This is a genomic window from Thermus thermamylovorans, assembly GCF_004307015.1.
GTDB classification, from domain to species: domain Bacteria; phylum Deinococcota; class Deinococci; order Deinococcales; family Thermaceae; genus Thermus; species Thermus thermamylovorans.
This window is the reverse complement of the sequence record NZ_SIJL01000012.1, coordinates 39,044-52,099: the sequence shown is the minus strand read 5'-3', so window position 1 is coordinate 52,099 and position 13,056 is coordinate 39,044. Positions and strand designations below refer to the sequence as shown.

Here is a 13,056-nt window from a genome sequence, read left to right as displayed (position 1 = left end):
CACATAAATCCTTACACGACCCCATCGAAGGTACCCCTATCCCAGAAGATATAGAGGTTGCTTTTGAGGAGGGCGAATCAGTACGCTTTCGGTTAGAGCACAAGGCTTTCGCAGTGAGATTTTCGCACTCTATTTGGAGGGTGGGAGAGGACCTTGAGGTCCGCTATATTGGCTTTGATCCAGCTCAGTACCCCTTGCGCTTCCTGCTGTCAGAAAGCGGCGAGGTTGGGCAAACCCTCCAGGAGTTGACCGAGAGGGTAAACGAGGTGGGGGTTTCTCCCACGGATGCCCTCGTTGTTGAGGTGAGGATCGACGGGCGTAGAGGAGAGTGGCGGAGGATTGGGCTTCTGCCCCTGAAAGTGGACGTGCTCTTGGAGGGCTGGGTAGCACCTGAGGGCGCTTTCATACGCATCCGCCCCCCAGGTTTGCGGGTGGGCGTTAGGGTTTTCGCGGGAGGGCGCCTGGTGCAGGAAAAAGAGGTTGAGACTGAACCTCAGGGCACCTTGGTGGCCCTTCCTGGACTGGTTCCCCTGCGCATCGAAGCCTGCTACGGGGACAAGGTGTTTTATTTGAACCTGCCTCCTCGAGGATGGGCCGGGGAGTGGTGGAGGCTTGGCCTGGGGTGGGGTGCTTTCTTAAGGGGGTGCACCTCCGCTGAATAGCGGATGGCTCTTGGATATTGCCAGGGCAAGAGCTCCTGAAGGCGCTCAAGCTTCCTCGAGCCCGTACTCCGCCTTGAGGGCGTTGCTGTTTTCCCGAAGGGCGCGGACGAGGTCCTCCGGGAAGCCCTCTTCCGCTTCCGCTTGCACCTCGAGGACCACCCGTACCCGCACGCCGGGCTCTTTGGCCAGCTGAAGCACGATCTCTTTAGCCAGAAGGTCGGCCTCCCGGAGGAGGTCGGTGGGGGGAAGCTCCTTTTTCAGGTAGAACCGCCGAGGCTTGGGCTGGGGCGGGGGAGGGGGTGGGGGAAGGGGTCCTGTGTGAGAGGGAGTCGGCTCCAACGTTGAGGGCCTAGGGGGCTGGCGCTCCTCCTCCTCCGCTTTGGCCTTTTCCGCCAATTCCTTTGCCAGGAGGAACCCCGCCAGGCTAGGGGTAAACCCCCCTTCGCGCCAAAGCACCCCCTTGGGCCGTCCCTCCTCGAGGCGCTCCGCATACCCGAAAAGCCCTTCCTCCACCCCTTTGCGAACGGAGGCCAGGAGAACCTCCTCGCCCTTCAACCGGGGCAGGTAGGGGTAGGTGCAGAAGGCTTCCCAGAGCCAGCCCAAGGGTAAGACCCCCTGGGGCTCTAAGGCGGTAAAGAAGCTGTACCCCTCCAGGGTGTCCTTCAGGAAGCGGGGATGCCACTCCGTGTAGGCTAGGCTTTCGTTTTTGGCCTTGCTGGCGGCCCGCTCCAGAGGCTTACCGCTTCCCAGGAGGCGGAGGGTCTGGAGCTCCAGCTCGGGGGCCCGGGGGTCGGGCTGGTGGAAGCTGAGGAGGTAGCGGTAGCCTTCCTCCAGGCGGGTGTTCAGGATGGCCTCCGCCTCAGCCAGGCGGGATGCCACCTGCCTCCTGTCCATCTCCCCCAGGTTCAAGCTGGGGGCGTCCTCCAGGATGGACTTCCAGGCCAGAAAGCTCCTTGCGGCCTCCTCCAAGTCCGGCCAGGAGGTGGCGTCCGCCGCCAGGAAGAGGAGGGTGTTGCGGTAGCGCCTTGGGGCCTGTCCCCGCCTTTCCAGGATCTCCCTTGCCAGGCGCTCGGCCTCCGACCCCTCCCTGGTGTGAGAAACCCAAGGGGGCAGGATTACCAGGCGCAAGGCGGGCTCGTCGGGCACGTCCCCGCTCCCCTCGGGAACGGCGTGAACGGCGGCGAAAAGGCTTGGGCGCTCCTTGGCCCAGGCGCGGAGGCGCCCCACCAGCTCCTGGCGCACCCTGCCCTCGTCCAAGGCCGCGGCCCGGTCCTGGGCCATGCGGTTGAGGCTGGGCCGGGTCTCGAACCAGTAGCGGTCCCCCTCGGCGTGGAAGTAGGTGAGCTGGTCGCTGAGGGCTTTGAGGGCGTCGGCCACGAAGGAGGGGTTTTCCCCTGGCTGGACCACCCCCAGGCGCACCCGGATGCCCTCCACGCCCCTGGGCCTTCCGATGGGGGCGGCGGCGGCAGGGGCGGTGGCCATGAAGACAGCCCGGGCGGTGCGCCGGGCCATCTGGTAGCGCCCCAGGTTGGGCCGCGCCTGGTCCAGGAGGAAGGCCTTGGCGTTGGGTCCGTCCACGTCCGTGTCCAGCACCTGGGCGAAGCCCTCGTGGAAGCGGGAAAGGTGGCGGGTAAGCTCGTACCGAGGCCCTCCGGCATCCAGGGGCAGGCTCCCAGGAAGGATCATGAGGGAAGCGTCCCCCCGGCTCCACAGGGTGTGGACCACGGCGGCCATGAGGCGGAGTACCCCCCGGGTGCGCTGGAACCCCTCGAGGGCGGCCCAGTCCCCGTAGAGGCGGTCGAAGAGCTCCGGGTGGATGGGGTAGGCCAGCTTGAGGCGGCGCTCGTAGTCGGCCTCGGCGGTTTCTGCGGGGAACTCCCCTCTGTGCTCCCGGTAAAGGCGCATGAAGGCCTGCACCACGGCGTCCCGGTCCCGGAAGCTTTCCGCAGAGAGGGGCAGGAAGAGCCTGCGGCGCACAATCTCGTAGGACTCGTCCTGGGTGGCGGGCTGCCAGACGCTTTCCAGGCGGCCAAAGACGTTCTGAAGGCGGAGGAGGGCTTCCCGCCCACCCCCTCCTCCTACCTCGGCGTCGGAGGCGGGGAGGGAAGCCACCACCAGGGCTCGAGGGCTACGCTTGGCCGCCTCGGTGAGGGCCTGGGCGAAGGTGAGGTTTTGGTCGAAGGTGCCGGAGGGGAGGTCTTCCTCCCCGTGGAGGTTGCGCAGGTAGGCCACCCACTCATCGATGAGGACCAGGGCGGGGGCGAAGCGGTCGAAAAGCTCCTTGAGGGTGTCGGAGCCTGGGGCCACGCCCCGGAGATCCCCCTCCTCCACCAGGCGGTACCCCTCCACCCCGCCCAGCTGGTAGGCCATCTCCCCCCAGAGGGTGTGGACCACCACCCCTTCCGGCTTGGGGCGGCGCTTGGCGGGGTCCAGGGCGGTGCCCACCAGCACTGCCCGCCGGGCCTTGGGGGCCTGGGTGAGGCCCGCTTCCTTCAGCACCTCCTCCAGGCCCGGCACCTCGTGGGGGTCCAGCCCCCCGCCGAAGAGGTGGTAGAGGGCCAGCATGGAGTGGGTCTTGCCCCCACCGAAGGCCGTCTGGAGCTCCACCACGGGGTCGCCCCCGGCTCCGGAAAGCCGCCTCAAGGCGTTCAGCAGGAGGCGCCTCAGCCCCCCAGTGAGGTGGGTGCGGCGGTAGAACTCCAGGGGGTCGCCGTACTCGGGGCCCGCCTCTCCTCGAAGGACCTGGGCCAGATCGGCGGCGAACTCGGCCTCGCTGAAGCGGCCCGAGGCCACGTCCGGGTGGGGGGTGGCCACCTCCCGCCAGGGCTTGAGGCCGGAGGGGGTGGGGATCTGGGGAAGCTTGGCCGCTCGCTCCACCTCCCGCTTGGCCTCTTCCTCAAAGCGGCGGCGCAGAAGCTCCCGGGCCAGGCGCCCGGTCTCCTGGGCCTCTTCCGCGGCCACCATCTCCAGGAGGCGGGTCATGGTGTCCAGGGCCCGGTGGGCGTCCTCGAGGGTGAAGGCGTTCTGGTGGGCGTGGCGGTTGCGCACCTCCAAAAGCTCCTTCACCAGGGTGCGCCCCCACTGGCCCAGCTTCTCGTCAAAGACCTCGTGCCAGCGGTAGTCCATGAGCTTGAGGAGGGCCTGGGCGTCGGGGTCTTGCAGCTTGCCCCGGTCCCCCCTCACCGCCTCGAGGGCCTGCTCCAGCCACGCTTCCCCGTATACCCGGCGGTACTCCCGCTCTACAAAGGGGCGGAGGCCGACCTTCAAGAGGTCTAGGCCCCGCCCCACCATCTCCCGGTTGCTGAGCGCCATATTCCTAAGGATACGCGGCTGGGGTCCCAGGACCCGGCCAAATGGCCATGAGTGCCTATAGCTTTAGGGCGGGGAGCACCAGCCGGGGCAGGCCCATCTGGGCGGTGAGGAGGTCCACGTAGACCCTGAGGTAGGGCCAGAGGTTGAGGTGCAGGTTCCGCTCCCGGAAGACCCGGAAGAGGGCCTCGTCGGGGAAGGTGGAACTCCGGTAGCGGGCGGCTAGGCGCAGGTGGACGAAGCCGAAGCTCCCCTCTTCGTCCTGGAACTCCAGCCTGAACTCCAGGCCAGCCTGGAAGCCCTCCTCGGTCCTCGTGGGGCCGAAAGCGGAAAGCCCACCCGGGGCAGGGCCAAAGCGCTTTTTGCCCTGCGGAGGACGCTCCAGCTTGGCGTGGACCTCGAGGAGCTCCACCCCCAGGATCTCCAGGCCGGCGATGAAGTTGGCGTAGGCCTCCGGGGAGGGTTCCCCGTCCCCCTTGGTGGAGAGGAGCCCAGCCCGGCGCAGGGTGTTGTAGACCCGTTGGTAGGTGAGGCCAAGCTCCTTGGCGATGGCGGAGACGCTTTTGCCTTCCTGGTAAAGCCTGCGGATGGTAGCGGATTTGCTCTCCATTGCCCTAGGCGACTTCCTCGAGGAGGTGCTTCTCCCTTCGCGTTAGGGTGGCCCAGGTTTCCGCTACGGGCTCCCAGCCCTTGGCCGCGGGCTCAGCTATGGGCTCGTCCGCGCCCACGTGGTAGCGGGCCAGGACCTCGCCCTCCTCGTCGGTGAACTCCAGGCGCAGGGAAAGCCCCAGGGCCTGGGCGTAGCGGGCCAGCCCCTCGAGGGTCATGGAAAGCCCGGCGGAGGTTTCCATCTGGCTGATGCGGCTCCGGGACACCCCCAGGCGCGCGGCCACCTCCTTCTGGGAAAGCTTCCTGAGCTCCCGCAGGTAGTGCAGAAGCCAGGAAAGCTCCTCGTCCAGAACCTCACGGTATAGACGAGCGCTCTCGGGGTCCTTCAGGGACTCCTGGAAGTAGTCGCGGAAGTCCATGTGCCGGCCCATAATCAGTTCACCTTTCCCTTCTTCATGGCCTTGTAGGCTTGGACGGCCAGATTGAGGAGCTTAGGGTCCGGGCGGTTTTGGTCCTTGACCTCTCCTGCCGCCACGATAAAGAGAAGCTCTCCCTGGCGCCAGTAGTAGAGGCGGATACCCGTGCGGTGGCGGAGCTCCCAGATGGGCGCCTCCAGGTAGGCAAGCGGCTGGGCCAGAGGGGGGCGGAGGTCTGGGCCTTGCTCCTCCAGCGTGCGCAGGAGGCGCAGGGCGAAGGCGTGGAGCTTGGGGTTGTGGCGTTTGAGGTTTTCCAGCCAGTCCTGCACCTGCGAGCGCCCTTTGGCATCCACGTAGAACTCCACCCGGTAGCGCCCCACCTCACACCCCCATGGTATACCTGCTCGCAAGGTTAGTCAACGCTAACCTCCAAAAAGCTCCCCCTGCACCGCCCGCCGGGCTTTGCGGGCCTCCACGCTGAGGTGGCCGTAGCTTCCCGCCAAGAGGTTAAAGTCCTGGGCGTCCGCCAAGCGGCCCTTGCGCTCGGCCAGCCCGTAGAGGCGGTAGGCCAGGGCTCTGGCCCCTTCCGCCAGGGCCTCGGGGGTGCGGGCCAGGAGGCTGGTGGCGGCGGCTTCCCCCTGCTCCTTGAGGGCTTTGATGAGGTGGTGGGCTACCTCCCAGGCGGAGAGGCGGCGGTCCTGGGCAGGGTCCCAGCCCGCGGGGTACTCCTCGGGGCGGAGAAGGCGGACCTTTCCCCCTTTGGCCCGCAGGATGCCCCCCTCCTCGACGGCGGCCACGGAGATGTTCTTGGCCTTGGCCAGGGTTTCTGCGTCCCCGTAGGGGCCTTCGCCGTAGCCGTACTGGTCGTACCAGGCGATGGCGAAGCGGGTGGGAGCGTCCAGCTCCGCCTCCTCCTCGGCCAGGAACTCGTCCAGAACCTGGTTGATGAGGGCCAGGGCCTCCCGCACGGGGATGGCGCGGCCATCCGGCTCCAGCACCGCCCCGAAGCGGCTGTAGACGGCCATGCCGGGGCCGATGGCGCTTTGGGCCAGGTCCACGGGGGGAATGCTCCCCTGGGTGAGCTGGCGCAAGGCCAGGGGAAGCTCCCGCCTGAGGGCCCGGAGGAAGTCCTGGCGGGTGGCGGTGGGGGCGTCCTCTGGCCGGGGGCGGCAGACCAGGACGATGGAGGAGGCCAGGGCGTTGGAGTCCAACCCACGAGGGCGGTTAGTACGCTCCGTGCGCATGGGCCAGGTGGCGGTGATCTGGAAGCCCGCGTCCACCAGGCCCTGGAGGAAGGTTTCCCAGCCGGTGGAGGCCACCTTGGGGGCTTCGTCCTCCCCCTCCTCCCCGTCCTCTGCTTCCTGTTGCTTGAAGGCGTAGTAGAGGGAAAGGGGGTAATCCGGGTGAGCCTTGGCCCGGAGGTTGTGGAACACCTGGCGCATACCCTCCTCAAAGCGGCGCTTGGCCGCTTCCCTGCCCCCTTGGCGGTAGGGGTCGGCCACCAGCTCCTCGGCCTTGGGGGTGAGGAGGGTGCGGAAGAGGGCGGGGTAGGTGTCCCCCAGGACCTTGCGGAGCCAGACGTAGAAGAAGTCGGAGAGATCGGCATAGGGAACGTTGTCGTAGTAGGGCGGGTCGGTGGAGAGGAGGGGTGGGGTGGGGACCCCGTTCACCGAGTCCAGGGCGTTGGCCTGACGGGCCTGGCCCTCGGGGTAGGCAGGGAGGGCTTCCAGAGCTTCGGCTACCCACTCCACAGCGTCCATAAAGTTGCGTGTGGAGCCTGAGAAGGGATTTATCTCAGAAAAATCCCAAACCATTGGAAGAGCCTGACGCCCGAAAGCGCCGGCGACTTTGTCGCCGGCGCTTTGCCATCTTGATAGAGTGTTGTTGCTCTCAGCGAGTCGGTCTAGGGCAAAGGATAAGTACACCCCCGCCGCCTCCGCGTAGGCCCTGGCCCCCCTTCCCCCTTCCGCCAGGGGGAGGCTGTCGTCGGGGAGGCCCGCCTCGAGGGCGTCCCGGTAGACCTGCTCTCGCGCCTCCGCCACCAGGTCGGTGAAGGTGGTGAGGGCCACCAGCTGGCGGGGGGTGAAGAGGTCGGAAAAGCTTTCCAAGCCGTAGACCCAGGGGGTCATGTGCCGGCTATTCTTCGTGAACTCGATGTCTGGCTTCCACCATGGCACTGCCCCCTTGGCCACCTCCTCATGTTCCAGGGTGGGGGCGTGGTAGTTCCTCCCCCCCGGCCCCTCGGTCACCACGGCCATGAGCCTGGCCCCCAGGCGGCCCGCCTTCCCCTCCCTGCGCACGTGGTCCAGGGAGATGGGGGCCCCGCACACCAGGCACCGCCCGCCCCGCCGGTTCACGGTGCCCTCCACGGGGGGCTCCTTTCCCCGCTCCACCCGGAAGTGGACCCGCCCTTCCTGCACCTCGGGCACCACGAAGACTTCTTTGCCCTTCTTTTTGGAAAGCCAGAAGGAACGCACCAGGGGGGCTTCGGCCCGGCAGGCGGGGTTGGGGCAGGCCACGGTGCGGGCCCAAAGCCAGGCGATGATCCGCTCCCCCTTGAGGTCGGGGTAGAGGTGGCCGATGCGCCTCAGGGCCTCCTCCCGCATCCAGGCCCCGTAGTGGCGCACGTCCTGGGCCAGGCCCTTGGCCCGGGGAAAGCGGTCCGTGGCCTGGGCCTTGGCCCGGTAGCCCGGGTTCACCGGTGGCTGTCCGGCGAAGCGGGCGGGGATCTCCACCAGCGCCTTGTTGATGAGGACGGCTACCGGGTTCAGGTCAGAGGCGTAGGCCTTCAGGCCCAGGCGCTGGGCCTCGAGGGGGATGGTGCCCCCTCCGGCGAAGGGGTCCAGGACGGGCGGGGCCTTCTCCAGAAGGGCTTCGATGCGCTCCTCGTCCTTAGGGGAAGCGGGGGGTGCTTCCCCCAGGGCGCGGGCCAGGCTTCTGGCGATCTCGTAGCGGGCCTCCCGGATGACCCCGTTTTCCCCCTCGGCCCCCTCGGGGTCTTTGACCAGGTCCCAGTCCACCAAGCGCTCCATGAGGTCGAAGAGCCTTTGGCGCTCCCGCCTGGCCTCCTCCTCGGGCAGGTACTCCCCAGGGTCGTCCACTAGGCTAGCGAAGAGGACCGCCCGGGCCGAGGCCAGGGGCCGCCTGGCCCACCACAGGTGCAGGGTGGAGGGGTGGCCGTGGCGGATGGACTTCTCCCTGGATGCCTCCCGGTTGATGGCCTCGAGGGGTAGGGCGACTTCGATGAGCTTCCTCATGGGCTAGACCTCCAGGATCTCCAAAATCGCCGTGGCGGCAAAGGGGCGGTTGCGCCGGCTTTGGCCCATGGGCTCCAGGATCCCGTCCTGGACCAGGCGGTTCACCAGGCGGTTGGCCCAGGCGTGGGTGACCCCCAGGCGCTCCCGCACCCAGGGGACGGTGAGGAGGGGTTGCTGGAAGAGGAGGTCCACCAGGGCCAGAAGGTGGGCGCTACCCCCTTCCCGTTGGTACCGCTCCCGCCAGGTCTGCCGTAGCTCGACCAGGTTCTGGGCTTTGCGCACCGCATCCTCGGCCTCGGTCTGCACCCCCTGGAGGAAGAAGGCCAGCCAGGCCTCCCAGGCCCCTTTCTGGCTCACCTCGAGGAGGAGGTCATAGTAGGTGTTCCGGTGCCGCTCAAAGTAGGCGGAAAGGTAGAGGGCCGGTTCGGGAAGAAGCTTCCTTTCCAGGAGCATGAGGGTGATGAGCAGACGGCCTATGCGTCCGTTGCCGTCCAGGAAGGGGTGGATGGCCTCGAACTGGTAGTGGGTGAGGGCGATTTCCACCAGGGGAGGTAGGCCGTGGTCCTGGTGCCAGAAGCGCTCCAGAGCGTCCAGGGCTTCCCTCATGGCCTGAGGGGGCGGGGGCACGTAGCGGGCTTCCGCCAGGGAGCTTCCCGGTGGGCCAATCCAGTTCTGCCCCCGCCGGAACTCCCCCGGGGCGCGGCTTTGCCCCCGTACCCCCTGGAGGAGCACCGCGTGCATCTCCCTTAGGACCCGCAAGGAAAGGGGAAGCTCCCGCAAGAGCTCCCGCCCCTGCTCCAGGGCGCGGATGTAGTTGAGCACCTCCTTGGCGTCCTCCCGGGTTTCCCCTAGGGGGAAGAGGGGGGCTTGGGCCTCGAGGGCGTACACCTCCACCAGGCCCGCCTGGGTGCCCTCGATGCGGGAGGAGAGGACCGCCTCCTTGTGCACAAAGGGTTGGATGAAGAGGTAAGGGTTGGGCAGGGTGCGCAGGAGGCCGGCCAGCTCCCCCAGGCTTCCCCGAGCCCTGTCCAGGAGGCCCACGAGCCTGAGGGTCCAGGGGAGGGAAGGGGGCAGGGGCTCGGGGACAAAGGCATAGGCGCCGCCTATGTCCACAAGCCTTCCGGGAGCCTGGGGGGAGAAGTCCTCTGGACGCATGGGGTTTATGATACAGGGGCCCCCCTTTGGTATCACAAGCCCGTGGGTGTGGTACGGCTGTATCACAAGGCCACCACCTGCACCGCTTTGGCCAGGAGCTTTTTCAGGCTATAGTTCACGCTGGTGGCTCCGAAATCCGGCTCCTGCTCGAAGGGGGTGGGGATGTAATGGACCCTGAGGGCCCGCTTCCCGTCCGTTTCCACCACCGCCAGGAACCAGGAGGTGGGCTTGTTGAGGGCGGTGAGGATCTGGGTGCGGGAAAGGGTTACCACCTCCGAGCCCGGACCCTTGCCCTTGACCTCAATGAAGCGGAGGGTGCCCTGGGGGGTGCGGGACTCCACGTCGTAGCCGGGCCAGCCAGGGGGCATCTCCTGGGGCTCGTGCCCTAGGCGGCGCTCCGTCAGGAGGACCGCCTCCACCGCCAGCCGCTCCAGGCGCTCTTGGGCTTCCGCCTCGGGGGGCGTTGCCTTTGGGTCCAGGGGGGGCACCACCAGGACGGCTTGGGAGAGGCGGGGCGGGAGGGACTGGAGGTGCCGGGCCGCCTCCAGCTCCTGCTCCCGCCGCTTTAGACGCTCCTTGAGCTCGTCCGCCCTCCGGCGGGCGGCCTCTGCCCGGCCCGAGGCCCCCACCTTCCCCGCCTTGGCCCGCTCCGCCTCCTTAGCGGCCAGGCTGTCCCAGTGGTAAATCTCCGAAAGAAGCCGCTCCCGCACCGCCCGAAGGGTGCGGTCCACCTCTGCCTCGCGGAAGCGGCGCACCTCCTCGAGGTGCTCCCTGGCCAGCCTGGTGGCGGCGTAAGCCTCCGCCCGGGCCAGAAGCCCCGCCGCATCCCAGCCAGCCCAAAGCCGCAGGGCCTCGGCCCGCTCCTCCTCCGTGGCTGGGCGCAGGTCCAGGTAGGGGGCGGGCCCCTCCGCCCGCACCTCCCCCTCGGGGCTTAGGCTCACGTAGAGGAAGCGGCGGGAAACGGGGCCAAGGGCGTCCTGCACCTCGTGCTCCAGGGCCAGGAGGAGGCGGGGGGCCGTGGCCTCCTCGTCCACCAGGACCGTGCCCCGTTCCAGGTAGCCCCCCCACTCCCGGAGGACCGCCTCCAGGACCCCCTCCAAAAGGGGGTGCCCCGGCACCAGGAAGTCGGCCACGGGCTTCCCGGGGAGGCTTACCCGGTCCTTGTGGAAGGTGACCCGGGTGTAGCTCCGCAGGACGCCTGGCCTGGCCTCGCGCACCTTGGCGGGCACGAAGCTCACCTCCATCCGCCCCGCCTCCCGGGGGTGGACGGTGCCCCCCAGGGCCTCCAGGGCCTTTTGGAAGAAGCTTCCCAGGTAGTGGGGCTGGAGCCTCCGGGCCTCGGCCCGCTCCATGTCCAGGCGCAGCTCTTCCAGGCGTTTGGGGTCCAGGACCTCGGGGGCCAGGGCGTTTTGCAAAAGCCCTTCCAGCCTCTTCCGGTCCACCGCCCCCTCCACCTGGCGGAAGAGGCGGGCCCGCACCTCGGGGTCCTCCCCGTAGCGGATGGCCTCGAGGAGGAGTTCTCTAAGGGGCCTTTCCTGGAAAAGCCTGCCCAGCACGTCAAACACCCGCCCTCCCAGAGCTTGGCTGGCCTCCTCCAGCTTCTGGAGGAGGCGCAGGTAGACCTCCCCCTCCCGGGTGTTCTCCGCCACCAGGTTCCACATGTGGCAGACCTCCGTCTGGCCGATGCGGTGGATGCGGCCGAAGCGCTGCTCCAGCCTAGCGGGGTTCCAGGGGAGGTCGTAGTTGATGAGGAGGTGGGCCTGTTGCAGGTTCACCCCCTCCCCGGCGGCGTCCGTGGCCACCAGGATGAGGGCTTCCCGGTCCTGGGTGAAGCGGGCCTGGCGCAGGCGGCGCTCCTCCCGGGAAAGCCCCCCGTGGAGGCTCACCACCTGCTCGGGCCGCCCCAGGTAGGCCTGGAGGCGGCCTTCCAGGTAGTCCAGGGTGTCCTTGTGCTCGGTGAAGATGATGAGCTTCCGTCCGCGGATGCGCTCGTCCTCCAGAAGGGCCTGAAGCTCCTGCCACTTCCGGTCCTGCTGGCCCCGGAGGAGGGTCTTGGCCTGGGCCTCGAGGTGCCTTAGGGTGGCGATCTCCGCCTCCAGCTCCTTCAGGGTGCGGGCGGCGGTAGCCTGGTCCAGGACCTCCGGGGCGGCCTCCAGCTCCTCGTCGGGGAACTCCTCCCTCTCCTCGATGTCCTCCTCCTCCAGGGTGGGGAAGGCCAGGGTCAGGCCCCGGCGCACCTCCTCCCGGCGGGCCTCGAGGCGCTTCCGCCGCCTTTCCAGGGAGCGGTGGATGGCCAAGGGGCTGCTGGCCAGCCGCCTCTGCAGGAGGGTGAGGGCGAAGCCCACGGTGCGCCTCTGCCCCTCCTCTAGGGCCTCGGCCCGGTTCATTTCCTCCCGCACATAGGCGGTCACCGCCTCGTAAAGGGCCATCTCCTTGGGGGAGAGGCGGTAGGCCACGGTGTAGGCCCGGCGCTCGGGGAAGAGGGGGGTGCCGTCAAAGCGCACCAGGTCCTCCTTCTGCCGTCGGAGCCACAGGCCTTGGGCGTCGGGCGGGGGGCTTCCCGGCCGGGGCTTGCCCAGGAAGCGGTCGGGGTCCAGGAGGGCCAGGAAGAGGCGGAAGTCCTCCTCCTTCCCCCGGTGGGGGGTGGCGGTGAGGAGGAGAAGGTGCTTGGTCCGCTGGGAAAGCTCCTGCCCCAGGCGGTAGCGGCGGGTGGCCCTCACCTCCTGGCCGTAGTAGGTGGCGGCCATCTTGTGGGCCTCGTCCACCACCACCAGGTCCCAGTCCACCTCGAGGGCTTTGGCCGCTACCTCGGGGAAGCGGGCCAGGCCGTCCAGGCGGGCGATCCAGAGAGGGTGTTCCCGGAAGGGGCTGCCCTGGGCGGTTTCCAAGGTGAAGCGGGAGAAGACCCGGAAGTCCAGGCGGAACTTCTCCCGAAGCTCCTCCTGCCACTGGAGGACCAGGGCCCCAGGAGCCACCACCAGGCACCGCTCCAGGGCCCCCCGGAGGGCCATCTCCCGGATGTAGAGCCCGGCCATGATGGTCTTGCCCGCCCCAGGGTCGTCGGCCAGGAGGAAGCGCAGGGGGTTTTTAGGGATGAGGTGGCCGTAGACAGCCTCGATCTGGTGGGGCAAGGGCTCCACCAGGGAGGCGTGCACCGCCATCATGGGATCGAAGAGGTAGGCTAAGCGGATGCGCTTGGCCTCGGCGGCTAGGCGGAAGAGGTCCCCTGGGGCATCGAGGGGGAAGCGGGAAGCTTCTTCCACCCTTAGCCCCGCCAGGTCCTCGGGGTATAGGAGCGCCTCGCCCAAGCGGCCCTGGGGGTCGCGGTAGGTCACCTGCAGAGCCTCCCCCAAAGGGCGCACGTACTCCACCGTTACGCTTCCCCCAGGCAGGAGGCCCTGGAGCCGAACCCCTGGGCGCACCCGCTCGGGGGTCAGGGGAGCCTCGAGGGCCATAAGAACAGCTTAGGGCAAGAAGATGGGTCCATCGGGCAAATACGGACGGGGCATTTCGCGGAAGAGGACCAGAAAGCGGGGGGCTATTTGGGGGGCTATTGGAGCCGGAAGCAGGGGGATACCCCCGTACTATACCGGAAGAAAGTAATCATGAATAAGGGCTATCCCGGAGCTACCCGAATGGGTACGGAGG

General features: G+C 68.1%; 7 protein-coding genes and 1 pseudogene. 1 reads left to right on the top strand and 7 read right to left on the bottom strand.

Features of this window, described 5'->3' with window-relative positions; all coding sequences use genetic code 11:
• Window positions 1-662: pseudogene (locus ETP66_RS09495) on the top strand (transcription antiterminator BglG); the annotation flags it as partial.
• A 45-nt stretch (window positions 663-707) separates the two neighbouring features.
• On the opposite strand, the gene ETP66_RS09490 reads toward ETP66_RS09495, so the two are convergent.
• The 7 genes from ETP66_RS09490 to ETP66_RS09460 all read right to left on the bottom strand — a co-directional run bounded on the left by ETP66_RS09490 (window position 708) and on the right by ETP66_RS09460 (window position 12,863).
• Entirely contained in the window at window positions 708-3,974 is a 3,267-nt protein-coding gene (locus ETP66_RS09490; RefSeq protein WP_130842394.1) for a DUF499 family protein, read from the bottom strand.
• A 55-nt stretch (window positions 3,975-4,029) separates the two neighbouring features.
• Window positions 4,030-4,581, bottom strand: coding sequence for a helix-turn-helix domain-containing protein (locus ETP66_RS09485; protein WP_130842393.1), 552 nt, complete (start codon window positions 4,579-4,581; stop codon window positions 4,030-4,032).
• A 4-nt stretch (window positions 4,582-4,585) separates the two neighbouring features.
• Window positions 4,586-5,011 carry a helix-turn-helix domain-containing protein gene (locus tag ETP66_RS09480; protein WP_130842392.1) on the bottom strand — a complete coding sequence of 142 codons (426 nt, stop codon included), beginning with the start codon at window positions 5,009-5,011 and terminating at the stop codon, window positions 4,586-4,588.
• 2 nt (window positions 5,012-5,013) lie between these two features.
• A complete protein-coding gene (locus ETP66_RS09475; protein ID WP_130842391.1) occupies window positions 5,014-5,376 on the bottom strand; it encodes a type II toxin-antitoxin system RelE/ParE family toxin in 363 nt (120 codons plus the stop codon).
• A 42-nt stretch (window positions 5,377-5,418) separates the two neighbouring features.
• The gene (locus ETP66_RS09470; RefSeq protein ID WP_130842390.1) at window positions 5,419-8,253 is read right to left on the bottom strand and encodes a DUF1156 domain-containing protein; all 2,835 of its coding nucleotides are present in this window, start codon (window positions 8,251-8,253) and stop codon (window positions 5,419-5,421) included.
• A 3-nt stretch (window positions 8,254-8,256) separates the two neighbouring features.
• The gene (locus ETP66_RS09465) at window positions 8,257-9,408 is read right to left on the bottom strand and encodes a Fic family protein (protein WP_130842389.1); all 1,152 of its coding nucleotides are present in this window, start codon (window positions 9,406-9,408) and stop codon (window positions 8,257-8,259) included.
• Between the two features lie 62 nt (window positions 9,409-9,470).
• Complete coding sequence (locus ETP66_RS09460; RefSeq protein ID WP_130842388.1) at window positions 9,471-12,863, bottom strand: helicase-related protein; 3,393 nt, start codon at window positions 12,861-12,863, stop codon at window positions 9,471-9,473.
• Between the last annotated feature and the right edge of the window lie 193 nt (window positions 12,864-13,056).